Origin of the sequence: Paenibacillus vini, assembly GCF_018403325.1 — a bacterium.
Taxonomy (GTDB): domain Bacteria; phylum Bacillota; class Bacilli; order Paenibacillales; family Paenibacillaceae; genus Fontibacillus; species Fontibacillus vini.
In genome coordinates this window covers 15,267-41,450 of the sequence record NZ_BOSL01000008.1, presented here as the reverse complement: position 1 = coordinate 41,450, position 26,184 = coordinate 15,267, and the positions used below count along the sequence as shown (strand labels likewise).

Annotated in this window: 25 protein-coding genes, 1 pseudogene and 1 riboswitch; of the genes and pseudogenes, 3 read left to right on the top strand and 23 right to left on the bottom strand. The window is 47.1% G+C overall.

All coding sequences use genetic code 11. The features are described from left to right. Positions 1-323: 323 nt before the first annotated feature. The 8 genes from xerS to KJS57_RS13480 form a co-directional block, all read right to left on the bottom strand. The gene (gene xerS, locus KJS57_RS13515) at positions 324-1,394 is read right to left on the bottom strand and encodes a tyrosine recombinase XerS (protein WP_213655198.1); all 1,071 of its coding nucleotides are present in this window, start codon (positions 1,392-1,394) and stop codon (positions 324-326) included. 232 nt (positions 1,395-1,626) lie between these two features. Continuing rightward, entirely contained in the window at positions 1,627-2,712 is a 1,086-nt protein-coding gene (locus tag KJS57_RS13510) for a Gfo/Idh/MocA family protein (RefSeq protein ID WP_211020538.1), read from the bottom strand. A gap of 24 nt (positions 2,713-2,736) precedes the next feature. Next, positions 2,737-3,675 (bottom strand): AraC family transcriptional regulator, encoded by a 939-nt coding sequence (locus tag KJS57_RS13505; RefSeq protein ID WP_211020539.1) that lies wholly within the window; start codon positions 3,673-3,675, stop codon positions 2,737-2,739. Further along, positions 3,672-4,682, bottom strand: a complete 1,011-nt coding sequence (locus tag KJS57_RS13500; RefSeq protein ID WP_211020540.1) for a Gfo/Idh/MocA family protein — start codon at positions 4,680-4,682, stop codon at positions 3,672-3,674. Before KJS57_RS13500 ends, KJS57_RS13505 begins: the two co-directional genes overlap by 4 nt. A gap of 280 nt (positions 4,683-4,962) precedes the next feature. Then, positions 4,963-5,820 (bottom strand): aldo/keto reductase, encoded by an 858-nt coding sequence (locus tag KJS57_RS13495; RefSeq protein ID WP_211020541.1) that lies wholly within the window; start codon positions 5,818-5,820, stop codon positions 4,963-4,965. 33 nt (positions 5,821-5,853) lie between these two features. Further along, on the bottom strand, positions 5,854-6,834 hold the full coding sequence (locus KJS57_RS13490; RefSeq protein ID WP_211020542.1) for an aldo/keto reductase: 981 nt from the start codon (positions 6,832-6,834) through the stop codon (positions 5,854-5,856). A gap of 50 nt (positions 6,835-6,884) precedes the next feature. Next, on the bottom strand, positions 6,885-7,451 hold the full coding sequence (locus tag KJS57_RS13485; protein ID WP_211020543.1) for a sugar O-acetyltransferase: 567 nt from the start codon (positions 7,449-7,451) through the stop codon (positions 6,885-6,887). Positions 7,452-7,471: 20 nt separating this feature from the next. Beyond that, positions 7,472-8,512, bottom strand: coding sequence for an NAD(P)-dependent alcohol dehydrogenase (locus KJS57_RS13480; RefSeq protein WP_211020544.1), 1,041 nt, complete (start codon positions 8,510-8,512; stop codon positions 7,472-7,474). 190 nt (positions 8,513-8,702) lie between these two features. Here KJS57_RS13480 and KJS57_RS13475 point away from each other — a divergent pair, with 190 nt between their 5' ends. Continuing rightward, entirely contained in the window at positions 8,703-9,122 is a 420-nt protein-coding gene (locus KJS57_RS13475; RefSeq protein ID WP_211020545.1) for a MerR family transcriptional regulator, read from the top strand. 82 nt (positions 9,123-9,204) lie between these two features. On the opposite strand, the gene KJS57_RS13470 is transcribed toward KJS57_RS13475, so the two are convergent. From KJS57_RS13470 to KJS57_RS13455, 4 genes are all read right to left on the bottom strand, one after another. Beyond that, on the bottom strand, positions 9,205-11,112 hold the full coding sequence (locus KJS57_RS13470) for an effector binding domain-containing protein (RefSeq protein WP_213655197.1): 1,908 nt from the start codon (positions 11,110-11,112) through the stop codon (positions 9,205-9,207). Positions 11,113-11,130: 18 nt separating this feature from the next. Beyond that, positions 11,131-11,931 (bottom strand): VOC family protein, encoded by an 801-nt coding sequence (locus KJS57_RS13465; RefSeq protein WP_213655196.1) that lies wholly within the window; start codon positions 11,929-11,931, stop codon positions 11,131-11,133. Positions 11,932-12,096: 165 nt separating this feature from the next. Continuing rightward, positions 12,097-13,653, bottom strand: a complete 1,557-nt coding sequence (locus KJS57_RS13460) for an ABC-F family ATP-binding cassette domain-containing protein (protein ID WP_213655195.1) — start codon at positions 13,651-13,653, stop codon at positions 12,097-12,099. Between the two features lie 142 nt (positions 13,654-13,795). Beyond that, on the bottom strand, positions 13,796-14,611 hold the full coding sequence (locus KJS57_RS13455; protein WP_211020549.1) for a ZIP family metal transporter: 816 nt from the start codon (positions 14,609-14,611) through the stop codon (positions 13,796-13,798). A gap of 251 nt (positions 14,612-14,862) precedes the next feature. Here KJS57_RS13455 and sleB point away from each other — a divergent pair, with 251 nt between their 5' ends. Continuing rightward, positions 14,863-15,510: a spore cortex-lytic enzyme gene (sleB, locus tag KJS57_RS13450; protein ID WP_213655194.1), complete on the top strand. Its 648-nt coding sequence runs from the start codon at positions 14,863-14,865 to the stop codon at positions 15,508-15,510. A gap of 62 nt (positions 15,511-15,572) precedes the next feature. On the opposite strand, the gene KJS57_RS13445 is transcribed toward sleB, so the two are convergent. From KJS57_RS13445 to KJS57_RS13430, 4 genes are all read right to left on the bottom strand, one after another. Further along, positions 15,573-17,510, bottom strand: a complete 1,938-nt coding sequence (locus KJS57_RS13445; protein WP_213655193.1) for an FtsX-like permease family protein — start codon at positions 17,508-17,510, stop codon at positions 15,573-15,575. Further along, complete coding sequence (locus tag KJS57_RS13440; RefSeq protein WP_213655192.1) at positions 17,507-18,262, bottom strand: ABC transporter ATP-binding protein; 756 nt, start codon at positions 18,260-18,262, stop codon at positions 17,507-17,509. The genes KJS57_RS13445 and KJS57_RS13440 overlap by 4 nt, the downstream gene beginning before the upstream one ends. Positions 18,263-18,371: 109 nt before the next feature. Then, a complete protein-coding gene (locus tag KJS57_RS13435; protein WP_213655191.1) occupies positions 18,372-19,376 on the bottom strand; it encodes a sensor histidine kinase in 1,005 nt (334 codons plus the stop codon). Next, the gene (locus tag KJS57_RS13430) at positions 19,373-20,065 is read right to left on the bottom strand and encodes a response regulator transcription factor (RefSeq protein WP_211020554.1); all 693 of its coding nucleotides are present in this window, start codon (positions 20,063-20,065) and stop codon (positions 19,373-19,375) included. Before KJS57_RS13430 ends, KJS57_RS13435 begins: the two co-directional genes overlap by 4 nt. Before the next feature lie 139 nt (positions 20,066-20,204). On the opposite strand from KJS57_RS13430, the pseudogene KJS57_RS26845 reads away from it, so the two are divergent. Next, positions 20,205-20,333, top strand: a pseudogene (locus KJS57_RS26845) (DUF3231 family protein); the annotation flags it as partial. A gap of 55 nt (positions 20,334-20,388) precedes the next feature. On the opposite strand, the gene KJS57_RS13425 reads toward KJS57_RS26845, so the two are convergent. The 7 genes from KJS57_RS13425 to KJS57_RS13395 form a co-directional block, all read right to left on the bottom strand. Next, the gene (locus KJS57_RS13425) at positions 20,389-21,717 is read right to left on the bottom strand and encodes a voltage-gated chloride channel family protein (RefSeq protein WP_213655190.1); all 1,329 of its coding nucleotides are present in this window, start codon (positions 21,715-21,717) and stop codon (positions 20,389-20,391) included. Positions 21,718-21,787: 70 nt separating this feature from the next. Beyond that, a riboswitch (Fluoride riboswitch) is annotated at positions 21,788-21,847 on the bottom strand. 48 nt (positions 21,848-21,895) lie between these two features. Then, entirely contained in the window at positions 21,896-22,450 is a 555-nt protein-coding gene (locus KJS57_RS13420) for a GNAT family N-acetyltransferase (RefSeq protein WP_213655189.1), read from the bottom strand. Positions 22,451-22,530: 80 nt separating this feature from the next. Then, positions 22,531-23,169 carry an NAD(P)-dependent oxidoreductase gene (locus KJS57_RS13415; protein WP_213655188.1) on the bottom strand — a complete coding sequence of 213 codons (639 nt, stop codon included), beginning with the start codon at positions 23,167-23,169 and terminating at the stop codon, positions 22,531-22,533. 3 nt (positions 23,170-23,172) lie between these two features. Beyond that, positions 23,173-24,054 carry a VOC family protein gene (locus KJS57_RS13410; RefSeq protein ID WP_213655187.1) on the bottom strand — a complete coding sequence of 294 codons (882 nt, stop codon included), beginning with the start codon at positions 24,052-24,054 and terminating at the stop codon, positions 23,173-23,175. Between the two features lie 197 nt (positions 24,055-24,251). Then, positions 24,252-24,689, bottom strand: a complete 438-nt coding sequence (locus KJS57_RS13405) for an Rrf2 family transcriptional regulator (protein WP_213655186.1) — start codon at positions 24,687-24,689, stop codon at positions 24,252-24,254. Between the two features lie 93 nt (positions 24,690-24,782). After that, the gene (locus KJS57_RS13400; protein WP_211020560.1) at positions 24,783-25,562 is read right to left on the bottom strand and encodes a TIGR00266 family protein; all 780 of its coding nucleotides are present in this window, start codon (positions 25,560-25,562) and stop codon (positions 24,783-24,785) included. A 55-nt stretch (positions 25,563-25,617) separates the two neighbouring features. Next, positions 25,618-26,121, bottom strand: a complete 504-nt coding sequence (locus tag KJS57_RS13395; RefSeq protein WP_211020561.1) for a hypothetical protein — start codon at positions 26,119-26,121, stop codon at positions 25,618-25,620. Positions 26,122-26,184 lie beyond the last annotated feature (63 nt).

Genomic DNA, 26,184 nt, shown 5'->3' with positions numbered 1-26,184 from the left:
CTACATGTTTCAAATATTTCCAAGTTTGTGGTACTCGGATCATAATAATCAGCAAACGAGAAGCTCATGTACTGATCAACCAACCGTGATTTGCATAGTAATGAGATGAAGCCAATCGCGAGACAAAACTTGAAGTTTTGTCTCGCGTTTTAGTTTTAGTTATAGGCAAAAATTGAATAGTATTAATGCTTGGAAGAAGTGTCAGCCACAAGGTTATTTCTTTCGCTACTACATATGTACAAAATACGGGTTTTGTGAATAAGTATAATAAAAACAAGACAGGAACAAGGTTTCAGCAGATTTTCGGTCTTGTTCCCAGTCCATTATTTATCCATATTGTTTACGGCTTTCTGCATCTCTTCATCTGTTAAATGCGTGTAGATCATTGTCGTTTGGATTGATGAATGCCCTAACTGATTTTTAAGTCGCGGGACATCGTTGTTTTCCTGATGGTAACGTGTAGCGAAAGAATGTCTCAATGAGTGAACCGTTAGTGCCGGTTTACCGTATGCTTTAGCGTATTTTTCGATCAGCTTTTGAATCGATCTCGGTGTTAATCGCCGGTTTTTGCCTTTGCGTCCGATCGGTGCTGCCATAAATAAGTAAGTTTCTGATTTTTCCGGTTTATATCGGTCACTGCGGATCTGAACGTAATTCTCCAGGTCCGTTTTTGCTTGTTCGCTAAAATAGACATATTGTTCCTTATTACCTTTACGGATGACCCGTACTAAACCTTTGTTCATATCCAAATCCTCGATATTGATGCCGGAGACCTCCGATAAACGCAATCCGGAGCCCAAGATCAAAGATACGATTGCTGTATCGCGTTCGCGATTAAACTCATGGAATTGATACAAACGCTTGTTATCCCGATTTTGAACACCGAAATCATGCGCGATAAATTGCCTGAACAGTTCAAAATCATCGGCCCGAAGGATTTTACCTTCAATTCGATTGGCGATCGTTTCCTGGCTTTCTTTTATTGCGTTAAATTCGATTTTGGCCATCACATTTCGTTCGAGATATGGTTTCAGATCTGAGGTTTCAGCTTTATTTTGCAAATAATCGAATAACGACTTTAAAGCGGACAGTTTCCGGTTGATTGTCAATTTCGTGTTGCCTAATTGATACTCAAGGAACGTCAAGAAACTTTCGATTTCCCGTACGGTCAGTTTCTCCAGAATCGATAATTCGATTTCTTTACGCGTGGGAGCTGCAAACTTCTCGGACACCAGCCAATCAAAAAATATAATGTAGTCGTGGCAATAATTCAACAACGTAGTATGTGATAATCTGCGTTTGCGCGTGTCTATGTATTCGGTGACGTACCACGGCAGTTCCATTAGTTTCTCATCGATTCGGCTCATATAATGCGATCTCGTGATTTTATCCATTTCAGCATTCACCTCATGTTTCTAGATTAATCCATTGTTATTATTTCGTCAAATTATTATTTTACGTAATTATAAGAATCAACTCCAAAACTGACCAGCCGCTTCCCCCTGTTTACAGACATCAATATATCTTTCATTAAGTTATATCGATTAGTTACATGGATTCTGTTGATTCCATTCTTATCTCATTGTAAAAAAAGAAGCCGCTAATCAGCGGCCTCTTAAATGTGAATCACGAATTCATGTATACGGCTTTGCCCGTCTTCGACGATTCGTAAATGGCCTCCAGAATTTCGGAGACGACGCAGGCTTGCTCAGGTGTGACTACTGGTTCCAGATCATTATCCACGGCTTCAATCCAGCTTTTCATTTCTAAATCCGCATCGTTCTCGGCTTTCCCTTCATAAAAGGCAACACCGCCGGCTCCAAGCTCTGCCTCTTTGGTGTATAGAAGTCCAAACTCCTCACCGTTGATGCGCAGCCCGTTCTTCATGTCGGCTCCGGCTTTTGAGCCGCTCAAAGTGCATTTTGCCTCATGCACATCCAGCGTGTTCAGAGCCCAGCTCGATTCAAGCATGACGGTAGCCCCATTTTCCATGATGATCATACCGAAAGCGGAATCCTCAACCGTAAACTTCGCCGGGTCCCAAGGCCCCCAGGCATTAGCTGCATTCTCCGTTTGTGAAAGCTCGTGATATTTCGTCCCCAGAACTACTTTCGGCTTGTAGTTGTTCATCATCCACAGCGTCAAATCGAGGGCATGCGTACCGATGTCGATGAGCGGACCTCCTCCTTGCTTCTCCTCATCCAGGAACACGCCCCAGGTCGGTACGGCTCTTCTGCGTATGGCATGGGCCTTTGCAAAATAAATATGGCCGAGATCCCCGGATTCGCAAATCTTTTTCAAATGCAGGCTGTCCGGACGGAACCGGTTGTTATAGCCGATGGTCAGCTTTTTGCCCGTACGTTTGGCGGCTTCAACCATTCTGCGCGCATCGGCGGCCGTCTTGGCCATCGGCTTCTCGCACATGACATGCTTATCGGCCTCCAGGGCGGCAATTGTAATTTCCGCATGCATATCATTCGGGGTCAACACATGGACGATATCGAGCGATTCGTCCTTCAGCAGTTCACGATAATCGGAGTAGACCTGTGCACCTTCACAGCCGTACTCGGCTGCAGCTATCTCCGCGCGCTCCGGGACGATGTCACAGAAGGCGACAAGCTCCACGTTACCGAGTTTCTTTAAGCTTGGTAAGTGCTTCCCATTAGCGATTCCGCCGCAGCCGATAATTCCGATTCGATACATCTTGCTCATAGATGATTCCTCCTAAATTATGATTCATCGCTCCAGCGATTTGGTCTTTCTATACTCTGTCGGGGTCATGCCGATTCGTCGGCGAAACACAGCGTGCAGATAAGTGGCGTTCGCGAAGCCTTCCGACTGGGCGATTTGCTCGATGGACAGATCACTCTCTTCCAGCCGGCTGCAGACCGCATTCAACCGGATCTCCTCCAACAATTTGCTGAAGGGCTTGTTCGCATCCATCTGCTGGAACGTTCGCTGCAGCTGTCTGGCGCTGATATTCAGCTTTTCCGCCACATTTTCCAAGGTCAAGTTTGCCGAAGAATTGGCTTCCATGTACTGAACCGCATATTGGTAACGGTATGTCATCATGTTCCGGATGGGCGCTTCGGCGGTGATAACGCCGGCATCGTAAGCCCTTACCGCCTTCATCAGAATACTGAGCACCAGTTGCTTTATCGAAGTGTAATATCCTGAGTACTTGCCATCGCACACCTGATAAGCTTCCAAGAAGCACGCCATCGCACCATGCTGGTCTTTCTTCGGCCGAAGCGGCAGACTGCACAGCTTCCCGATGCATTCCTCCGCTTCCGCCGCTTCCCACGGATCGCATTCCGTCCGCTCCCAAGGGATGATGTCGACATGCAGGCACAACTCGTCCATGGCTTCTTCCGAAGATGCAGCCTGATAGTGCATAACGCCAGGGCCGGTCAGATAGAACATCCCCTCCGACAGTGCATACGTCTGATCTTCAAGAATGACAAGCCCCTTCCCCCTCGGGATGAAATGGAACTCAAATTCGGAATGATTGTGAAAATCGATGATTCGTCCCGGCTCAAACGAAGTTAAATGAAACCGCAGCACTTTAATCTTGTAGTGGCCCCAGACGATCTGGATATCTAGCCGCTCCAACAAATCCTGCTTCTCAAACATCACTTCATACGGAAACGGCGGCTTCACCCTAGGACCGGTCATGGATGTTGAGCGCTTCCTTCCAAGGAAATCACGCGTCCTTCGCGGGCCGAAATATTAGCGGCTTCCATCAGACGGGTCAATTCCACCGCGATTTGCAAATTCGTACGGGCTGTCGTGCCGTTCTGGATATGGCCCACCCATTGATCGAAAGCGCTTTCCCGATGGCTTCGCAGCGGCCATTCCACCCAGCCTATTCCTCCACTCTCATCCTTGTTGGACTTCAGTAGAAGCTTCTCCTCCGGAGTTCCGAACAGCAGCGTGCCTTCCGTGCCGTGAATCTCGATCGTAAAAGGTGAATGACTGTTCACGAAGCCGGCTTCTACGACGCCAATTGCTCCTGAACCGGTAAACAACGTCACGATAGCGTTATCCTCCACTTCCTTGCCGGTCACATAGCCAAAGTTGGCACTGACACCGGTAACCTTCTCGCCGAGGAACAAGCTTGTTAAATACATCGGATGGCAGCCAAGATCGATCATCGCTCCGCCGCCGCACTGCTCTTTATTGTAAAAATGCTCAGGCAGCCATCCCGCCAGCGCCCCGTTATGGGCCAAACGCACTCTTGCGTATGTCACTTGGCCGAGCAGCCCTTTTTCCAAAATATCCTCAATCGCAAGCGTAGATCCCGCATTCAGCCTTGGGAGCGACACAGTAAGAGTAACCCCGTTCTCCTCCACGGCAGTCATGATTTCTTGAACCTCATCCGCCGTCGGCGCGATTACCTTTTCCGTGAAAATATGCTTACCCGCTTGCGCAGCTTTTAATATCACTTCTTTATGCCGGTTTGTTGGCGCATCCACGATCACAGCGTCCAGATTGGCCTGAGACAGCATGTCGTCGAGCGATTCGTAAAAAGGAACGCCCAGCTTCCCCGCCGCCGCTTCTCCCCGCACACGATCTTCATCCCACACAGCCGCCATTTCGGTATCCGGGTGCTCCAGCGCCTGTTCGGTATATTCCCAAGCATGAACATGCCAGAAGCTGATTTTGCCGATTCTTGTACTCATTTCATTGCCTCCTTCATCTGTATAAAATTCTGACATCTGTTGATTAAAGTAACACATTCATTGCGATTAATATAGTGAATTTATGCGACAACTATCTATATAAAATTACGACATTCAAAGAACACATGAGTCATAACTTTTACCACCACAATTCATCGGGCATCACTCATTTTAAAGTCAATTTTACCCACAAAAAAGCCTCCTTTCCGGCTAACGGATAGGAGGCACATACAAACAAAAAGATGTACTACTATACTAAAAGCATTCGCACTAATGATTCTTAAACTAAACCTTTCTTGCCGTACTCGGTTAAAAACTCAACAGTTTGCGGATCGTAGTGAGAGAAGAATGAACTTTCTCCGGTGTCGAGTGCTGCTATCTTGTTCAAATCCTCCTCTGTGAGTTCAAAATCAAAAACGTTGAAGTTTTCCTCCATACGATTTTTGTTGACCGTTTTTGGAATTACTACAACACCTCTTTGGATTAAGAAGCGTAGGGCTACTTGAGCCGTCGATTTGTTATATGTGGCGCCCACTTCTTGCAAGGTAGGGTTGATAAACAAATCATTCTTACCTTCAGCAAATGGGCCCCAGGATTCGATTTGCGTATTGTATTTCTTCATAATTTCATGTGCTTTTACCTGCTGATTGAAGACATGGGTTTCCACCTGGTTGACAGCCGGAACAACTTCACTAAACTGAACAAGGTCGATATACCGGTCCGGGTAGAAGTTACTGACACCGATCGCTTTAATTTTACCCGCTTTATAGAATTCTTCCATCGCACGGTACGTTCCATAATAGTCATTGAATGGTTGATGAATCAGGAGTAAATCTAAGTAGTCGAGTTGAAGTTTGTTTAGTGATTCCTCAATTGAAGCTTTTGCTTTTTCATATCCTGCATTGGATATCCAAACTTTAGTGGTGATAAAGAACTCTTCTCGGGATACTCCACTTTTCTTAATCGCTCGACCTACTGCTTCTTCATTTCCGTAAGCCTGCGCGGTATCAATGGAACGGTACCCTACGCTGATGGCGTCAAGTACACATCTTTCGCATTCCGCCTGATCAGGAATCTGGTAAACGCCATATCCTAAAATGGGCATTTTAATTCCGTTGTTCAAAGTTACATATTCCATCAGCTTATCCTCCTTATTTATCATGTTGATCTTCTACTGTGCCCCCACTACAGGATGTGGGACATAAGGCTCTTCCAGAAATGCGATTTCGTCAGGGCTTAATTTCACCGTTAGAGCTCCAATAGCATCTTCAAGCTGTTCGACTTTAGTAGCCCCGATAATCGGAGCTGCAACCGCTTCCTTCTGTAACAGCCATGCGAGTGCGATATGAATACGCGGAACATTACGTTCTTTTGCTATGGATGCCACTCGTTCAACGATTACTCTATCCACATCTGCAGTCGCCTCATATTTGGATTTCTGTATTTGGTCGGTTTCTGATCTAAGCGTGGCTTCAGACCAATCACGGATCAGCCTTCCTGAGGCAAGAGGACTATAAGGAGTCACTGCAATTTTCTGATCTTTGCAAAGCGGCATCATTTCTCTTTCCTCTTCACGGTAGATGAGATTAAGATGATTTTGCATGGAAACAAATCGTGTCCAGCCATTTTTCTCAGCTACATGCAATGCCTTTTGAAATTGCCAAGCATACATGGCGGATGCACCGATATATCTGGCTTTTCCGGCCTTCACAACATCGTGCAAGGCTTCCATTGTTTCTTCAATAGGTGTGCTATAATCCCATCTGTGGATGATGTAAAGGTCCACATAATCGGTCCCCAGTCTTTTTAAGCTCTTATCGATTTCGCTCATAATGGATTTTCTGGATAGACCGGCACCATTAGGGCCATCATGCATGCGCCCCCAGACTTTCGTAGCCAGAACAATTTCATCCCTGTTCGCATATTCCTTTAAAGCTCTTCCGGTAATCTCTTCACTGGTTCCGCCTGCGTAGACATTCGCTGTATCAAAAAAGTTGATGCCGAGCTCAAGAGCCCTTTTAATAATCGTGCGGCTTCGAGCCTCATCAAGTACCCATTGATGACCTCCCGGCAACACCTCTCCAAAGCTCATGCAGCCAAGGCAAATTCTGGAGACGTCCATCCCCGTGTTTCCAAATTTGATATACTCCATTCATCAAACCTCCATTTCCACGAAAATATGAAGCTTAGGATTAACGAACATTATAAATTCTTTATGACTTTTGCCGGAACGCCGGCAACAACACTATTATCAGGAACATTTTTATTTACGACAGCCCCTGCCGCAACGACGGAATTGTCTCCGATCGTTACTCCAGGGAGAATTGTAGCGTTCGACCCAATCCAGACATTTTTGCCAATGGTAACTGGAGACGGGAAAGTTGTACTCCTAGTTTCTAAATCTAAACCGTGATTTAACGTAGCAATCGTGACATTCATACCGATCAACGAACCGTCTCCTATGACAATTCCGCCGCGATCCTGGAAGGAACACCCGGTATTCAGAAACACGTTTTTTCCAATTGTGATATTTTTGCCGAAATCGGTATAGAACGGCGGGAAACACATAAAAGACGGATCGACTTGACGACCTGTCAACTCACCAAAAATCGTTACTATTTCTTCTTGTGAATGGAAAGATGTGTTCAGAGCCATCGTGATCTTTTGAGCTTCAAAACTACACTGAACCAATAGTCGATGCAATTCTTTTTCTTCGCCCGAAATAGGATTTCCTTCTCTACAGTAATTAATAAAATCTATCATCTCCAAGAAAGATCATCCTTTCAAAATCACATCGTGCTGATATCAATCACGAATCTATATTTAACATTGGAGGCTAAAACGCGTTTATATGCTTCGTCGATCCGGTCGGCGGATATCACTTCAATCATAGGGACAATATCGTATTCTGCACAAAAATCAAGCATTTCTTGGGTCTCGCGAATGCCGCCGATCATGGAACCAGCAAATGAACGACGATGTCCGATCAGATTGATCGCGTACAGTGACAATGCTTCTGCAGGAGCCCCTACGTTTACCAGCGTACCGTCAAGCGCTAGCAGCCCTAAGTAAGCATCCATATTAATCTTTGCACTTACCGTATTTATTATTAGATCAAAGCTTCCGGCCAATTTCTCGAAAGTTTCCTGTTCGCTAGTGGCATAGTAGTGGTCTGCTCCTAGTTTTAGACCGTCTTCCTTTTTGTTCAGGGTCTGAGACAGAACGGTGACCTCGGCCCCCATCGCATATGCAATTTGGACTGCCATATGGCCAAGTCCGCCCATGCCGACAACAGCCACTTTTTTGCCCGGACCGGCTCCCCAGTGATGAAGCGGAGAATAAGTCGTAATCCCTGCGCAAAGTAACGGAGCCGCCGCGTCGAGACCTATAGAATCCGGAATTCTGACTACAAAATCCTCTGTTACGACAATATGGGTAGAGTATCCGCCTTGTGTAGGTTCGCCATATTTATCAACACCCGCGTAAGTTGGTATATTTCCTTTGAGGCAGTACTGTTCTTCCCCTTTTAGGCAATTCGCACACTCGCCGCAGGAGTCCACCATACATCCAACCCCTACTCGATCACCGATCTTGTATTTTGTAACATGAGGTCCGACTGCCGTAACAATTCCCGCAATCTCATGTCCAGGAACGAGAGGGTAATTCACTGGCCCCCATTCGCCATGGGCGGTGTGGATATCAGAATGGCAAATACCGGCATATTTAATTTCGATCAGAACATCCTGCGAATCCAGATCCCGCCGTTTAATCTCAGCAGCTCGGAACGACTGATCCGGACCGTCAACAGCACGTGCTTTAGCAATTATCATAATAGAAACCTCCTAGAATAAATGTTGTATCAAAAATGTACTAGAACCCTCTTGCAGAACTATGTTAATCCTTATAGTTAACTCTAAGTCAAGTGCTTGATTTAAATTTAGATTTGACGCTGTACATCATACAGTGATAAATTTTCATAGTATAGAGTTTGCTCTAAGTCTAAAACCAGGAGATACCACGATGAAAACATATTCGATCAGCGAAGTTGCAAAAGAATTGGATCTAACGACATTTACCTTACGTTACTATGATAAAGAAGGACTAATCCCCTTTGTAGAACGGACCTCCAGTGGAATACGGTTGTTTAAACAATCCGATATCGAAGCTTTGAAAATTATTGAATGTCTAAAATCCACAGGGATGCCGATCAAGGAAATAAAAAACTTTATTGATTGGTGTTCGGAGGGAGACGCCAGCTTACAACAAAGATATGAAATGTTCCTGGAAAGGAAAGCAGTCGTAGAAGCACAGATAGCTGATCTAAGAAAAACAATGGAAATAATCGATCATAAATGCTTTTACTACAAGACGGCCCTGGAAGCCGGCACGGAGAATATCCATAAAGACATTAACATTGGAAACACCCTTACTCACGAATAGAAAACCACCTGTAGTTCATATTGTTCGATATGAATTACAGGTGGTTTTGTTTTTTGTTTTATTTGTACTCGTTCTGCAACATCTATTTTAAATAATGCTCCAGAAGAGCTGTAACTGGTATTCCATTAATCCGCATTCCATCAAGTTGACAGTTTTGGATATCAACATCACTCAAATTGCAGTTTTCAAACTTCGCTGTACTTAGATCACTGTTGCGGAAAATGACCGGCTCTACATTTACCCAACCTTCGGTACCCGGCTCCCCGTCAAGATGGCTTTTTACAGCATCAGGCCGGCGGATATGTTCGAAGATCGTACCGCCCAACTGAGTTTCGTTGATGTGTACGTTTGAGAAGTAAATATGCTCCCAATTCGAGCCCACAAAATTCACATGCTTTAACCGGGCATTTCTCATATCGATCCCGTGGAGAACGGCATCCTGGAAGCTTACCATTCTGACATTCTCTCCCCGCAGATCCTGCAGTACATGTCCGCCCTTTTCATCGACGACTGTTTTATCTGTCAGGCGTTTATCCGCCAACCGCTTGCGAACCGGGAAATGCATCTCGAACACCGAGTTTCCATTATCCGCTCCAAGGTAGCTTTGATCATAACACTCAAATTCAAAATCATGAACAGCATCATATTCCGTCTGCTGCGGGAACCAATAACCATGGAAATAATCCCATACCTGACCAAGTCCATCGCTAGTTCCGCGATAAGTGATCACCACAAAGTCATGATCAGGAATAGATAGTTCCGTCAAGCCTTCCGGTACAGGAGTTTGAGACTCACCCTCCACTTCAACTGCTGCAACATAACTGAAATCTTGATGCGGTCCAAAAGGAGGTTCATATAGGTACAATCCAACCGTGCTTAGCGGCTGTCTAACATCCGTAATCTCCCCGATCCGCGGCATGAATTCCCCCCACATTTTCGGAATCGCCTGCTCCGGAATCGTCTGTTTACGATCAACGAACATTTTTACTCCGATAATTTTGCGGGTTCTCCCCTGTCGAATCTCCACATTGATGACTCCGGGATAGCGATCCGAAGCAAGAAACTTTGAATCTTCCTTAATCGGCGCGTAAATATCGTAATCAAAGTAGTTGATCTCGTCCGCCGGAATTTCGAAGGGATTTATCGGCTGAAGCCGGTTCATCTCATACCCGAAGGAACCTTCCTGCATGTCCCTCTCGTAAGGCCCTTGCTCAAACCATTTGAACAGATACCCATAAGCTTGTTCCATGCGGGTCCGGTCTCCATCAACCCTCAGACGGGCAAAGCGTTTGGCGGGAATGGTGATCTGCTCAAGCTCATCCGGCAACCCGTCAAAATGCTCTACGGCCATGCCAACCCATAACGTGGTTACTTCCGAGGACCATTGCCATTCCGGAATAAAGACGTATCCATGCTCCCGGTCGGTTACTGCGGGGTGATGCTCCAGCAATGAATCTACCTTCTTCCAGACTTCGCGAACTTGATGGCCGTCCCTCGGAATACGCAGCACGGCCGCTTTCATTTCCGGCCTCTCTATGATTTCAACGTTCATTTCTCCATCTTCGAGCGCTTCCGGGAAATCATCGGCATGCTCACGAGATCCGTCGATCCCGCCGAAAGCCAAATGATACCCGTCCGGATCTTCAATTACGAATTCTTTCCATGGTCCGCCGTCCGCATAGACGACAGGCTCCATGGCGATAATGGCCCCTTTGGATTTGAATTCTTGATACAGGCTGTCCAATCCGGTCCAATTATCAACATATGCGGAGACATCGATGCCAATGGACGAACCGGGCTCTGGAGCGTTTGGAAATACCCGAGAAGGATCCGGTGCTTGATGAAGCTTGAGCGCAAGGCCGGTCAAGCCGTCTCGCTGTGCCCACCAGTCTGTCACTTCAAAGCCGAGTACATCCCGGTAATAGGCTCTTGAGCGTTCCAAATCCGATACGGATAACACGCTCAATGAACTGCTGATTTGCTTAGGCATCTTGTCCGATTCTCCTCTTTAATTCATTTGAGCAACCACAATTCGATTTCCATCGGGATCGATCAGGGAAAATTCACGCAGATCGGGGAAGTAGTTAGGCTCCCCTGCGAGTTGAAACCCATGATTTCGCACAAACTCAAGCGCGCCTTCGAAATCTTCCGTTTCAAAAAAGAATAGCTCCGTGAACGAGTCCTGGTTTAAATGGCGGTGTTGGTCCAGTAAAAGAGCGGCTCCGGAAGTAACCGGCACCGAGTAAATATTCTGTGATGCAGCCGCTTCATCCAACGGCACCCCGAGCAGGTCGGTATACCACTTCGCCGCTTCCGGCATATTTTTTACATCGACAAAAACTCCGCCAATACTCGGAATGATCGGACTATTTGCCGTAATCTCCGGACCGTCTTCTTGAACCGCAGTCCAGCAGGCCATATGACAATTGCCTTCAGGATCCCGGAAATTGAAGTACGCCATCGTTCCATGTCTTTCCGGTTCGAAACAGGTCTCCCCACTGTCCTGGATATAACGGTACGCTTGATCAATATCCCGAGCCGGGAACATCATCCGTGGCTTCATTCCCTCATTCCAGTCCGGGTTTTGGTGGTTGGCTGCATTAGAATCAAGAATTAAGTGCGTGCCTTGAAAATCGAACCAATATACAGGGCCTCCGTTCAAACGCTCTTCCTTGATTGGCAGTCCAATTAAACTGCTGTACCACTCCGCTGATTTACGCAAATCCGTGACATGAACAAATACGCTGGCAACCCGGTTTTCAAGCGGAATCGACGAGGTCGTCGGGAATACGCTTTCATGATTAGACAAAGGAATTTCCTCCATTCGAATAAATGATGTGTTCCAATTCATAAATGAAATGATTTTAATATATTGAATTTGACACTTTCCATGAAATTCCTTCAACGGGTAGGAGTTCTACTATAAAAAAACAACGCGACCCCTTAAACGGCCGCGTTGTATCTATATCTACAATTAGAACACTTTTGTTGTCCAGGACTCACAGTTCCAAGTCTCCGTCACGACATCACGATAGAATTCCGGTTCGTGGGAGATGAGCAGAATGCTTCCCTTGTATGCTTTGAGCGCACGCTTCAGTTCGTCCTTGGCGTCTACATCCAAGTGGTTAGTAGGCTCGTCGAGTACGAGCAGATTGGATTCACGGTTGATGAGCTTGCAAAGACGTACCTTTGCCTTCTCGCCCCCGCTTAATACCGCAACTTTACTCTCGATATGCTTCGTAGTCAAACCGCATTTGGCAAGCGCCGCCCGTACTTCAAATTGCGTAAAGGATGGAAACTCGGTCCAAATTTCTTCGATGCAAGTATTGTAATTCGCTTCTTTCATTTCCTGCTCGAAATACCCAATCTCCAGGTTCTCACCCAGACGAACAGAGCCTTCCAAAGGCTGGATTTGACCCAAAATGCTGCGCAAGAGCGTTGTCTTACCGATTCCGTTTGCGCCGACGAGCGCGATCTTCTGACCGCGTTCCATACGGAGGCTCAGCGGGCGGGACAACGGCGAATCGTAACCGATGACCAAATCCGTCGTTTCAAAGATCATCTTCCCGGATGTTCTGCCGTCCTTGAAATTGAACTGCGGCTTCGGCTTTTCCTTGGCCAGTTCAATGACATCCATCTTATCGAGCTTCTTCTGTCTGGACATCGCCATGTTACGGGTAGCCACACTCGCCTTATTCCGGGCCACGAAGTCCTTCAGATCCGCGATTTCCTGCTGTTGACGTTTATAAGCGGATTCCAATTGCTGCTTCTTCGCTTCGTAAACCTGCTGGAAATAGTCGTAGTCGCCTACATAACGGTTCAGTTCCTGATTTTCCATGTGATAGATCAGGTTAATTACGCTATTAAGGAACGGAATATCATGCGAGATCAGAATGAAGGCATTCTCATATTCCTGCAAATACCGTTTTAACCATTCGATATGCTGCTCGTCCAAATAGTTGGTGGGCTCATCGAGGAGCAGAATATCCGGCTTCTCAAGCAGCAGCTTCGCTAGCAGTACCTTCGTCCGCTGCCCGCCGCTCAAATCGTTGACGTCCTTGTCGAGTCCGATATCCGTCAAACCCAAACCGCGTGCAGTTTCATCCACCTTGGAATCGATCAAATAGAAGTCTTGGTTCGTCAGCGTATCCTGGATCGTTCCAACATCCTCCAGCAGCTGCTCCAGTTCTTCCGGTGTTACATCGCCCATTTTGCCGTACATGTCGTTCATTTCCTGTTCCATATCGAACAAGTATTGGAAGGCGCCGCGCAGGACATCCCGAATCGTCATTCCTTTGCTAAGCACCGCATGCTGATCCAAGTAACCGACACGGGTACGTCTGGCCCATTCGACTTTTCCTTCATCCGGCTGAAGCTTGCCGGTAATGATGTTCATGAAGGTGGATTTCCCTTCACCGTTGGCCCCGATCAGACCGATATGCTCCCCCTTAAGGAGACGGAAAGATACATCGTTAAAAATCGCACGGTCCCCAAAACCGTGGCTAAGTTTTTCTACATTTAATATACTCATGAATTTAACACCTTTTCTGTTTAGATATACTCGTCATATTATATATGTAATCCGCGGCATACAACAAGTCCTCATCGACAGGAAATGTATAAAGGTTCAACAAAAATAGAAGCTCCCGTCCCTATGACCGGAGCTTTTACCTCTATCCCAAAGCCACATCGAGAATCATCATTAAAATAAAACCGAACATCAAGCTCATGGATGCCAGATCTTTATTGCCCTTTTCCTGTGAGCTTGGAATTACTTCTTCAACTACGACGAAGATCATGGCCCCAGCTGCAAAGCTTAACGCGTAAGGCAATAAAGGTTCGACAAAAGCAACGGCAAATGCCCCAATGACCGCGGCGATCGGTTCAACCATGCCTGAGAATTGTCCGTAGAAAAAGCTCTTTCTGCGCGACATTCCTTCGCCTCTCAGCGGCATGGACACGGCAACTCCCTCAGGAAAGTTCTGGATACCAATTCCGAGCGCCAAAGTCACGGCTCCGATGAGCGCCCCTTCGGTCCCGCCGTTAGCAAGGGCGCCAAAGGCAATCCCTACAGCCAAGCCCTCCGGAATATTATGAAGCGTGATGGCAAGCACCAGCAAGGTGCTTCGCTTTCTTTTATTCGGAAGTAAACCTTCCGCTTTGCCGATCGACGTATTCGGATGAAGGTGAGGTAATATTTTATCGATTCCCCAGATAAACACGCCGCCTAACAAAAATCCAAATGCTGCCGGAAACCAGGTACCTATGGCATTGTTCCCCGACATCTCAATGGCGGGAGCCAATAAGGACCAGTAACTGGCGGCAATCATGACCCCGCCGGCGAAACCCAGCATGCTATCCAACAGTCGCTGGTTTAAGGTTTTTGTGGCAAACACGAGAGCGGCACCCAGCGCTGTCATTCCCCATGTAAACAAAGTTGCCAGTAAAGCTTGTAAGATCGGATTAAGATTCTGAAAAAAATCTAGCAATTGAACAACTCCTTTTGCCGAAAAGATGACGTAAGAAAAAATTGTTTCCCCCAGTAAACATCTTAGCTTATTCTGCAGAACCGTCAATTACTTAATTTACTTTTTTATGCGCCCACTTTACCATATTCGCTTTAGTATTGAGCTGTGCCTAGTAATTTTAAACTCCACAAATTGCCACAGTGCCAAATGTTGTGGGTTGCTCTCTCTCCTTTTCCAACATAAAATCAGTCAGGAAAGGAAGTGATTCGCAAATGAAAATTTTCCGTACGTTCATCATACTTATTATTGCAACATTTACAATAGGATTGTTCGGCGGCTCCACGCAAGCGGCAGCTCCGGGTAAATTAAATGTGGGCAGTAACGGCGGCGATGTATGGGATCTGCAATACAGGCTTAAAGCGCTTGGTTTATTCAACCTGGAGCTTACCGGTTATTACGGAACCTCCACCAAAAGCTCCGTACAAAATTTTCAGAAGACTTATGGACTGCAAGTTGACGGGGTAAGCGGTCCCCAAACCTGGCAGGCCTTAAAAAAATACTCACTGAATCAGAGTGAAATGGATATTCTGGCAAAAGTGATCTATAGCGAGGCGCGTGGAGAGTCTTACAAAGGACAGGTAGCTGTCGGTGCCGTCGTCTTGAATCGGCTCCAATCCGATCAATTCCCGGACACGATTAAGGATGTTGTTTTTCAGCCTCGTGCGTTCACGGCCGTGGATGACGGACAATACTATTTGACACCCGACAGAACGGCCTATCTGGCAGCACAGGATGCTGTACGAGGATGGGACCCGACGTATGGATCGCTATATTATTTTAATCCGGAAACCGCAACAAGCGAATGGATTTGGTCTCGTCCACAGAAGATCAAGATAGGTAATCATATATTTGCCGGCTAAAATACAAAGACAGGACCGCTGAACTGGCGATCCTGTCTTTATCTATATCTTTATCTTTGGTTTTATAACGATTCTTTAATGACCCGTTTATAGAACAGGATCGACAATAGTGCAAAGATCGAATACAAAGCCGTATACAGCAGCATTACCAAAATCATGGGCATCCATAATTCCGTACCGAAGAAGAACCATCCCGATTTTACTGCAAAATAACTGTGACTTAGCCCGACGATCAGCGGAATACCGAAATTGAACAATTGCTTGAACTGAATTCCGCGTAGTAAATTCCCTTGTGTAAACCCGAGCTTCCGCAAGATCGTATAATTCGGCCGTTCCTCTTCCCCTTCATCCATTTGTTTGAAATACAGGATACAGCCCGAGGTGATCAGGAAGGTCAAGCCCAGAAAGGCAACGATAAACATGATCAAGCCCATATTGCTCTTCTGATTCATAACGAGCTGCGGCTGCGACAAATAGCCGGGTTTGTCCGCGAATCCCATCTCCGTGTAAAGCTCGTTGGCCTGTGTAAGCTTCGAGGAATCAACGATATCGATCCCAAGATACATCCGGCTATCTCTCTGTAACTCCGGATTGAAATCTTTTGCTAGCCGCTCATAGACCGTCTGGTCCACGATGGCCGCCGACAAGCTGCCCGAATAATACCAGGACACTACACCTTCTTTATCCGTACCGATCAGATTCAGCTTTACCGAGTCGGTCTGTCCCAGGAGCTCGATTTCGCCTTTATCGCGTAGACCCATAAATTGAGTCAGGGCATCATTGGTGCCGGCAAACAGAGCCTCTCCCGGACTGACGTCCACTCCCTCAACGGTAGCATCGCTGACGATGGCCAGGGTTATGATGTTGTTGTCTTGTTTGCCAATATCGGAACTGATAATTTTAGAAGCGTCCATATCCACCATCGTGACTTCCCGCCGGGTTTCCTTGAACCCGATATTGTTTTTCTGAAGCGCCTCGGTAAATTTCGCTGCATCCTCTTCATACAGGACGGAAAAGTGGTTCGGCACACTTTGCTCGGCGGACTTTTCCGCCGAATAGTAAGAAATATAGCTTAAAGACAACAATCCGATCGCTAGCGCCGAAACGGTTGTGATAATCGTTAGCAGCAAGGCGTTTGATTTCATGCGAAACATGATCGATGAGAGTGACAGCACCTCGCCCAGTGATAAATAACCGCCCTTGCTCTTTCGGATCACGTTGAAAATAAAGCTGACAGAGCCTTTGTAGAACAAGTATGTCCCGATAATGACGGAACCCAGAATCAGGATCATCGCCATAAACAGCTCGGTCATTTCCAAGAAATCCCCACTGAACAGCTTCGTTGATACGTAATACCCGTACAGAATAAGTCCGATTCCGAGTATACCCAAAATGATTTCGATCAGGGGCTTTCTCCGGACGTTATTCTCGGTAGTTGATACGACGCGGAATAAGGACAGAATACTCTGTCTCTTAATGAACGTGAAGTTCATAACCATAATAAGCAAGTAAATGGCCGCAAACACAATCACGGTTTGAATCAAAGCCTGAGTTGAAAAATTCAGGGAAGCTTGGGCTTCCACATCGATCACCTTGAACAGAACCATCAACAGCAGTCGCGAACAGGAGAATCCGATGAAGATCCCTATCAGCATCGAGCCGAAGTATAAGATCAGGTTTTCACTGCTTAGAATTCTGAATATTTTCCCTTTTGTTAATCCAATTAATTGAAACAGACCGATTTCTTTACTGCGTCGCTTAATAAATATCGTGTTGGCATATAGAAGAAAAATAGCTACGATCGCTACGAGCAGGACGGATGCGGTACCAATGCCCGCGGCCCCCTTCACGGTATCTTTCATTTCATCCAGTGCCGGATCATATTGCAGAGTCACGAAGGCGAAATACAGAGCCACGCTAAAAATAAGCGCAAATACATACAGATAATAGTTTTTGATATTCTTCTTCAAATTACGGTAAATCAGGTAGTTGATATTCATCCCTGAACACCGCCCAATACGCCTTGAGTCTTGATAATGTCGTTAAAGAACGATTGTCTGGATTCTTCGCCCTTATTTAACTGGGTATAGATTTGACCGTCTTTAATAAAGACGACTCTGCTGCAATAACTCGCAGCACCCGGATCGTGCGTAACCATAACGATGGTCGATGAAATTTTCTGATTCAGATCGCTTAACTTGTTGAGCAGGTCTGAAGCGGATTTGGAGTCCAGTGCCCCTGTCGGCTCATCCGCAAAAATAATGCTCGGATCATGAATAAACGCACGGGCCGCCGAGGTCCGCTGTTTCTGTCCGCCGGATATTTCGTTCGGATATTTATCTTTTAGGTCAAAGATGCCGAGCTCGGCGGCCACCATTTGAAACTTTTGATCGGCTTCTTTTTTGGACACTTTCTTGATCGATAGCGGCAGCAGTACGTTTTCTTTGACCGTCAGCGTATCGAGCAGATTGTATTCTTGGAAAATAAAGCCCAAATGGTGCTTCCGGAATTCGGCCAATTCTCTTTCTTTTAGCCCCGTAAATTCCTTGCCTTCAATTTTGATGCTGCCGTTACTGACCTTGTCGATGGAAGACAACACGTTCAGAAGCGTCGTTTTCCCGGAGCCCGAAGCGCCCATGATGCTGACGAACTCCCCTTTTTCCACCTGAAGATCGATTCCCTTAAGTACTTCCTGTTTATTGAACTTGTTGCCATAACTTTTATGAATTTTGCTAGCTTCCAAAATCGCCACTTTAATCACTCCTAAACTTATCTTTACCTCATGCATTTATCATAATGCCTAAGGCGGACCCTTTTCCTTCGATTCCCCGAACAAAGCACAAAAGCATGTGACATTGTTGTCACATGCCTGTCAGGCTCAGAAATTCATTCTTTTTCGGAAAATACAACGTGAAGACCGTGCCCTCACCCGGCTTGGATACAACATCGATGCGGATCAGCAAGGAATCGGCGGCCTTTTGTGCCAGATACAGCCCCATTCCGGTAGCTGCGCTGTCCTTGTGTAAGGTCGTCGAAGTAAAGCCTTTATCAAAAATACGGGGTAAATCCTTCGGGTCAATCCCTCGCCCGAAATCTTGAATCCGAAGATGCACTTGTCCGTCCTTAACCCTGCTTTCGATTACAATATCCGAAGCATCACTGTATTTAACAGCATTCGTCAGCAGCTGCCGGATAATAAAACCCAACCATTTCACATCCGTGAGCACCTCCGCAGCGGGTAGGGAGACGTCGAAGCCGATGTTTTTTTGCAGACACCATGATTTCAGAGATTTGATCTCGGTATAAATGATCGGTTCGAGAGCCGTCTGCTCAATAAACAAATCATTCTTGATAAAAGATATCCGTTTCTGGTGCAGTTGCTGGTCCAGCAGCAAATGAATCCGCAGCCACTCGTACATCATCTGCGATTTCAGAGTCTCGTTATCCAGCCGTTCGATCATTAACCTCAGCGTGGTCAGCGGGGTTTTAACTTCATGAATCCAGGACAGAAGGTCATCCTTCTCTTGTTCCAATTCGATCATATAGAGCGAGGCTTCCTTCTTATACCGTTCCGTCTGCCGGGTGAGCACCTCCGTAGTTATTGTCTCGAACGGACTCTCCGGATCTGCGACGGAGGCTAGATCATACATGTCGTCCCAGGATTCCAGGCTGGCGTAAAACCGGGTTTCCCGTGGATACCTGATCACCAGGAATGCTATGAAAATTAGGAATGACAAAAAGACAATGTATAGAATCGGCATAAAAGGTATGGTGGCATCGATAGCGGCGACAAACAGAATGAGCAGCTGCAGGCACAGAAACAGCAGGATCCAGCTCAGTCGTTCCCTCAAATACTTCCCAATCACAGAGGAGCCGCCTCCTCCGTTGCCATATACCCCTGGCCAACCTTCGTTTCGATATAGGGATCCAATCCAAGGTTCTCCAGCTTTTTGCGGAGACGGTTGACGTTCACGGTCAGGGTGTTATCGCTGACAAAATGCTCGTTGTCCCATAAACTCTTGATCAGGTCTTCCCGGCTTACGATCTGGTTTTTCCGCTCGATGAGCAGTTTGAGGATGAACATCTCATTTTTGGTCAGTTCCACGGATCCCGCGCTACTCGTAATCGTATTCTTCACATATTCCACAGTCGCCCCGCGCCAGGTTCGCAGCTCGACGCGCTCCGTGTTGTAGTTATAAACCCGGCGGAGAGTCGCCTGAATTTTCGCGATCAGCACTTCAAAGTGAAACGGCTTCTGGATAAAATCATCCGCACCCAGCTGCATGGACATCACCATATCTGTCGGATGATCCCGGGACGACAGGAAAATAATCGGTACATTGGAATGCGAACGGATCATTCGGCACCAGTGAAAGCCGTCAAATTTGGGCAGTTGAATATCGATAATGACCAGATCCGGCCGCAATTCCGTAAATTCCTCGGTAACTTTACTGAAGTCCTGGACTCCATGCACGTCGTAGGACCACTGCGAGAGCCGTTCTTTTACCTCATGAAACAAGGTGATATCGTCTTCAATGAGCATGATTTTAAACAAGGCGGTCACCACACTTTATGAATTCATATGTACAATCTAAGATTATAGCATAATTAGGGGATATGCCATTAAAGCCAAAGGATGAGTTTCAAGAACTCGGGTAACAATATCGGATGAATCGAAACTTAGGAGAGATGATATGGGAATTTTAAGTGGCAATCCAAAAAATGAACCCATGCATTATGGAGAGATCTTTAGTGTATGGGAAGCTTCCATGATGGCCAAGGGAATGGTTTCCTGTTACAAGGCCCCGTTGTTGAAGCGGGGGCGTTTATTTATACTTCATTTCGCAATCCGAAATTTAGCCTCGATTATTCCCCACCTTAACGGTCTCCGTCCTTAATTTTTTTCCGTATCCCTTTCACGCTAGACAATGTAGTTCCTCCTGGCAACGAAATAAAGTGGCTTTTGGAAATACCGATCCGCTGCGATGTATATATGCCCGTGTGCCCGGAAAACAGGTAGCTTACGATACTGGCTATAAATAAGTAAATAGCTGCTTCAGAGCCAAAAAGTTCAATCCCCATCAAAAAGCAGGCAATAGGCGTGTTGGTCGCACCGCTAAATACCGCGATAAAACCCAGTCCCGCCAGAAAGGGAGCATATAAATGAAGGAACCCGGAGAGCGCGTTCCCGAGCGTAGCTCCGATCGCAAATAAAGGCGTAACCTCGCCTCCTTGGAATCCGGCGCCCAGCGTCAGAGACGTAAAGATCAGCTTAAATAAAAATGCGAACGGGGACACGTTTTCCGTAAAGGAGCTTTGGATTAACGGAATTCCCAACCCAAGGTAGTCACGACTCCCGATCATATATACAAGTCCAATGATGATAAATCCCCCGACAGCACTTTTTAGCATGGGATTCTTAAATAGCCGGGTGTACCATTTCTTCAAAAAATGAGTTAATTCACTAAACAAAATACTCGTTAGTCCGAACAGGATAGATGCAAACACAACCTTGAGCACTACGAGCCAATCCAAGGCGGGAACCTCTCCGATGGAATAGTGAAGATGCGAGACGCCCCAGAAGGAGGAGGTAACGAGATTGCCGACAAAGCTCGCTACGAATGCGGGGATGAGCGCCTCGTGGCTGATCAGGCCGATAGCCAGCACTTCCAGACCAAACACCGTGCCGGCCAAAGGCGTCCCGAATATCGATCCGAATCCGCCGCTGATTCCGCAGATCAACAGGATTTTACGGTCGACAGGTCCGACGCGCAGGAGTTTCCCGAACCATTCGGCCAAACTTCCGCCCATTTGCACCGCCGTTCCTTCCCGCCCGGCGGAGCCGCCGAACAAATGGGTGACCAACGTGCCAAACAGGACCAGCGGCGCCATCCGAAGCGGTATCGTCTCCTGTCCGTCGTTAATCTGCTCCAGAATGAGATTGTTCCCCTTGGAACTGTTTTTACCGAACTTCCAATACAGATAACTGACCAATGCTCCGCCTGCAGGCAAGAGAAATAAGAGCCATGAATGTTCTAAACGAAGATTAGTTACGGCATCCAGGCTTTTTAAGAATAACGCGGAAGCCGTACCGGTAAGAATCCCTACCCCGCTCCCTAGAATAATCCACTTGAGCAGCGTACCGGCCAGTGCCAGCAGAGTCCACTTTTCGGACCATTTGGCCCAGGCTTGTCTAAATTCGTTCATCTCTTTCTCTCTTCCTCTCCGATCGTAATGGAACAAAAAAACAGACTCCTACCAGGGAAGTGTTGCAAATTCTCTGGTAGGAGTCATCAGCTTCTCAGCGGTTATGGCGAACTCCATCGCCTATAAAGGATATATGCATTTTAATATAACGGGAAATATCAGTCAACTTCATTTCGTACTATTCCCGGTTAATTAAGTATTGACTCTTTAGCAGGGAAAATATTACGGCATCCACGAATTGATCCTTTTCATAGAAGCATTGTTTTAAATAGCCCTCTTCATGAAAGCCTGTTTTTTCAAGCAGATACCGGGACCGGATATTGTCCGGGTCGATGAAGGCTACAATCCGGTTAAGACCGAGATCTTCGAACCCGAAGCGCAAAATTTCTTGAAGCACCTCGGTCATGACACCTTGGCGCCAATAAGAAGGATTCAGCTCGTAACCGATCTCTGCTTTATAATGCTCCTTGGCCCAATTGTGATATCCGCAAGTCCCGATTACCTTGTTGTCGGGCTTGACCGTGATGGCCCAACGGAATCCCTTGTTTTCCAAGTATCGGCTGTTCCAGGATTGGATCAGGTCCTCCGCCTGACGTAACTCCACAAAACTGTTCAAATCATAGTACTTGGTTACTTCATCATTAGAGAAATAATGAAACAAATCGCCGGCATCCGCGGAGGTCAGCTTACGTAATATGAATCTTTCCGTCTCCAATTGAGGGAACAGTTGCATGGCGTTCGGTCCTTTCGTACTGAAATAGTACTCTATATTATAGGCGAAAGGCCGAAGCAGTGAAAGGGTTTTCTAGTAACTTACGATTCGGACACGACGGTAAAGCGCTGATTGAGATGACGGGGATGCTCGATTTCGTCTACAACAGCTACTGCAAAGTCCTCGTAACTGACATAGCTCTCCCCTTTGGAATTGATCAGCAATTGGTCTGTTCCGGTCTGATAGGATCCCGTACGTTTACCAAGCGCGAAGTTTGCCGAAGGGCTCAGGAACGTCCAGTTTACTCCTTCGGTTCCAAGCAGTATGTCCAGATTCTTGCCTTGATTTGAAGCCGTCGGCAGAAATAGGGCGGGGAAATCCGGCGTATCCATGACCCGAACCGTCTTTGCCTCGTCCACATACAAACTTCCCGCACCGCCAACTACGATCAATCGGGTAGCCTTCGCCCCCTTCAAGGCTTCAATGAGGACATTGCCGGCATCGACATGCAGCTGCTCCTGGCCGAAAGGAGCGGCAAACGCGTTCACTACTACATCAAACTGCTGCAAGTCCTCTGCCTTCAAATCGAAAATATCCTTTTCCACGACGGAAACATGCTTGTTATCCAGTTTGGAGGCATTCCGCACAATGGCGGTCACTTCATGACCCCGTTGTAATGCTTCCTCCACTATTCTGCTTCCTGCTTTACCTGTTGCTCCAATGACTGCGATATTTGCCATGATTTATTCTCCCTTCTCATTCTTAGTTACTGTAATTTTCATCCCGATTCCGAAGGGATCACTCAATGAGATGTCATTCCCGTCGGCTTGACGCTCAAATGCCGTCCCTTCAGCGGTGAGCCGCTGCTCAATCTCAAGCAAGGCGTCCCGGTCAGGTACATTTATCGTAAAATAACGCAGACCGACGGCATCTTCAGGGGTAGGAGGAGCACCGGCGCCGGCCCACAGGTTCAAGCCGATATGATGGTGATAGCCTCCTGCGGATATGAACAGCGCGGCGCTGCCGTATCGGGCGATCACGTCGAAACCGAGCACATCGCAATAAAAATGCTTAGCGGCTTGCAAATCCCCGACATGAAAATGCACATGTCCGATTTTGGTTTCCGGCGGCAATCCGTTCCACTCCGCACCTTCAGAAACGGCCAACAGCCCGTCGATATCTACCGGATCGGTGGTCATCAAAATTTCGCCTTGCTCATTTTTTTGCCAAGTATCCCGTGGACGGTCCGCATACACCTCGATGCCGTTGCCGTCGGGATCGTTCAAGTAGAGAGCTTCGCTGACCAAATGATCGCCTTGACCCAGCGGGATCTTGTGGTAGGCCATATTGCGCAGTGCAGCTCCAAGACTAATACGATCGGGAACCAGAATGGCAAAATGGTATAGGCCCGACACGGAGCGCTCCGGCATCCGGCGGAATTGATTGTTTTCCTCCAGGATAAGTAACGGAGTATGTCCATCAGCGGTAAGCTCGGCGACAGCGCCGTCCTTCTTCAATAGACGGAAGCCGATGACTTCCTCATAGAAGCGGAGCGAAATCTCCATATTCGTAATTTTCAAGCGCACGGCGCCAATTACAGTTTCCGGATGAATAGATGTGGGCACGACCTCATCCTCCTTAGTTTCATAAAATTATAATCAAACAGAATATTTTATTTTGAATCGCGTTTGTGTAACTTAAGTGGTTACAGCACGTCGATGTAACTAGTATAGTTACAGTTAAGAATCCTGTCAACCATGAGCAGCTTCCGCCTATATAAAAAAATGCCCCTAAAAGGGGCATTTTAAATCAATCATTTTGATTATTCACATTTGGTTTCCGTCTCCTGAATCGAATTTACGATATCCTGAAGCGTTACCCGCTCTAAAGTTAATTCCAATGCCGCCTGGGCCGAAGAGAAAATCGGTTCGATCGAGGATTGAATATTACGGCCGACCGGACATTTCGGATTTGGCTTATCATGAATAGAAAATAACGCGTCCTCTTCCACAACTTGAACTGCGCGATATATATCCAGCAGAGTAATTTCCGATACCGGCCGGAGCAGCTTCGTTCCGGCAACACCGGAGCGGACCTTCACCATCCCCGCCTTATTCAGCATGCCCATAATCCGGCGGATGACCACCGGGTTTGTATTTACGCTGTCAGCGATATACTCTGAGGTATTGACGCCATCCTTGTTCAGTTCAAGCAGGGACAAGACATGAATGGCAACGGAAAAACGCGAACTGATCGTCATGGCTATCCCTCCCTTATCTCACTGTAACAATAATAGTTACACAAAGGGGGAAATGTCAACGTCAATTGCCACAGCATCGCTGCCGAACGTCTCTTAACGTTCGAACAAATTACCGAGGCCTCCAAGCAGGCTGCCTTCGTCTTTGCCTCCGACACGCGCTGCGGAAAGAACACGGTCAGCCAAACGGCTGAACGGAAGCGATTGTACCCATACCTTGCCGGGTCCGCGCAGCGTTGCGAAGAACAGGCCTTCTCCTCCGAACAATGCGGATTTCACGCCTTTGACCATTTCGATGTTGTAATCGACCGAAGCGGTCATAGCCACTAGACAGCCGGTATCCAGGCGAAGCACTTCGCCCGGCGCAAGATCGCGTTCGATGACCAGACCGCCGGAATGCACGAATGCAAGACCGTCGCCCTCAATTTTTTGCATAATGAATCCTTCCCCGCCAAAAAATCCGGTTCCAAGCCGGCGCTGGAACTCGATACCGACCGACACGCCTTTGGCTGCGCAAAGGAAGGAGTCCTTCTGGCAAATAATTTTACCGCCGAGCATTTGCAGGTCCAGCGGAACGATTTTCCCGGGATAAGGAGAAGCGAACGTCACGCTTTGCCGCCCATATCCGGCATTCGTGAATACCGTCATAAACAGCCCTTCACCTGTAATCAGGCGTTTGCCGGCCCCCATCAATTTGCCCATTAAGCCGCCGCCTTGATTGCTTCCGTCGCCAAAGATCGTCTCCATCCGGATATCCGGATCCATCATCATGAAGCTCCCGGCTTCCGCTACGACGCTCTCCCCTTGATCAAGCGCGACCTCCACGCACTGCATTTCCTCGCCGATAATCCGATAATCGATTTCATGAGCATTCATTCAGTTCCGCCTCCAATAATAATTAATCATATTAATTTATGTAAAATAATTGTGCTTATAACCGCTCCAGCATGTAAAGCATATGTTCTAACATTTGAGGCAGATCGGGAATGACCTCTTCCCCGAATCTTCTATGAAATTGTACCGTTATTTCGTTCAGCGGGGGTGCGTTGCTGTCGCCGTAAACGGAAGTGATCTTTTGGATCTGGTGAACATGGCTTCCCCATATCTCGGTGGTGAGCCTTTCGATGGCGGGACACTCGCTGTCCGGATCCTTCAGGTGCTTGTAAAAGACAGGTTGCATCTGGCAGCCGAGCGTCACTGAATCCAGCTCCATAATTTCTCCGGCCAAATCTTCCGTGTCCGCCCATAGCCGGAGTTCCGCCCAAGTCTCCGGTTTCCCCGGCAAACAGAACTGAATGGCGTAATAACGGGACATGGCCGACAACTCGACCCGGTCGCTTCGTCCAATGATCTGAAGCTGCCCATGCAGGTCCGAATCATAGACAGCGCCTTCAAGAACGACTTTTAAATTATCAAATACCGTTGGATCGAACAAGCCGATACTCCCTCCTTACCGTTTTCAGGATGGATTGACTGATTACCTGAGCTCACTTCACTT

Coding starts and splice junctions, on each gene's coding strand:
- sleB (WP_213655194.1), top strand. CDS start 14,863: ATGAAAATTTTCCGTACGTTCATCATACTTATTATTGCAACATTTACA.
- KJS57_RS13500 (WP_211020540.1), bottom strand. CDS start 4,682: ATGAGTACAAGAATCGGCAAAATCAGCTTCTGGCATGTTCATGCTTGG.
- KJS57_RS13460 (WP_213655195.1), bottom strand. CDS start 13,653: ATGAGTATATTAAATGTAGAAAAACTTAGCCACGGTTTTGGGGACCGT.
- KJS57_RS13490 (WP_211020542.1), bottom strand. CDS start 6,834: ATGGAGTATATCAAATTTGGAAACACGGGGATGGACGTCTCCAGAATT.
- KJS57_RS13415 (WP_213655188.1), bottom strand. CDS start 23,169: ATGGCAAATATCGCAGTCATTGGAGCAACAGGTAAAGCAGGAAGCAGA.
- KJS57_RS13475 (WP_211020545.1), top strand. CDS start 8,703: ATGAAAACATATTCGATCAGCGAAGTTGCAAAAGAATTGGATCTAACG.
- xerS (WP_213655198.1), bottom strand. CDS start 1,394: ATGGATAAAATCACGAGATCGCATTATATGAGCCGAATCGATGAGAAA.
- KJS57_RS13510 (WP_211020538.1), bottom strand. CDS start 2,712: ATGAGCAAGATGTATCGAATCGGAATTATCGGCTGCGGCGGAATCGCT.
- KJS57_RS13495 (WP_211020541.1), bottom strand. CDS start 5,820: ATGGAATATGTAACTTTGAACAACGGAATTAAAATGCCCATTTTAGGA.
- KJS57_RS13425 (WP_213655190.1), bottom strand. CDS start 21,717: ATGAACGAATTTAGACAAGCCTGGGCCAAATGGTCCGAAAAGTGGACT.
- KJS57_RS13405 (WP_213655186.1), bottom strand. CDS start 24,689: ATGACGATCAGTTCGCGTTTTTCCGTTGCCATTCATGTCTTGTCCCTG.
- KJS57_RS13505 (WP_211020539.1), bottom strand. CDS start 3,675: ATGACCGGTCCTAGGGTGAAGCCGCCGTTTCCGTATGAAGTGATGTTT.
- KJS57_RS13445 (WP_213655193.1), bottom strand. CDS start 17,510: ATGAATATCAACTACCTGATTTACCGTAATTTGAAGAAGAATATCAAA.
- KJS57_RS13400 (WP_211020560.1), bottom strand. CDS start 25,562: ATGAATGCTCATGAAATCGATTATCGGATTATCGGCGAGGAAATGCAG.
- KJS57_RS13480 (WP_211020544.1), bottom strand. CDS start 8,512: ATGATAATTGCTAAAGCACGTGCTGTTGACGGTCCGGATCAGTCGTTC.
- KJS57_RS13470 (WP_213655197.1), bottom strand. CDS start 11,112: ATGCCTAAGCAAATCAGCAGTTCATTGAGCGTGTTATCCGTATCGGAT.
- KJS57_RS13420 (WP_213655189.1), bottom strand. CDS start 22,450: ATGCAACTGTTCCCTCAATTGGAGACGGAAAGATTCATATTACGTAAG.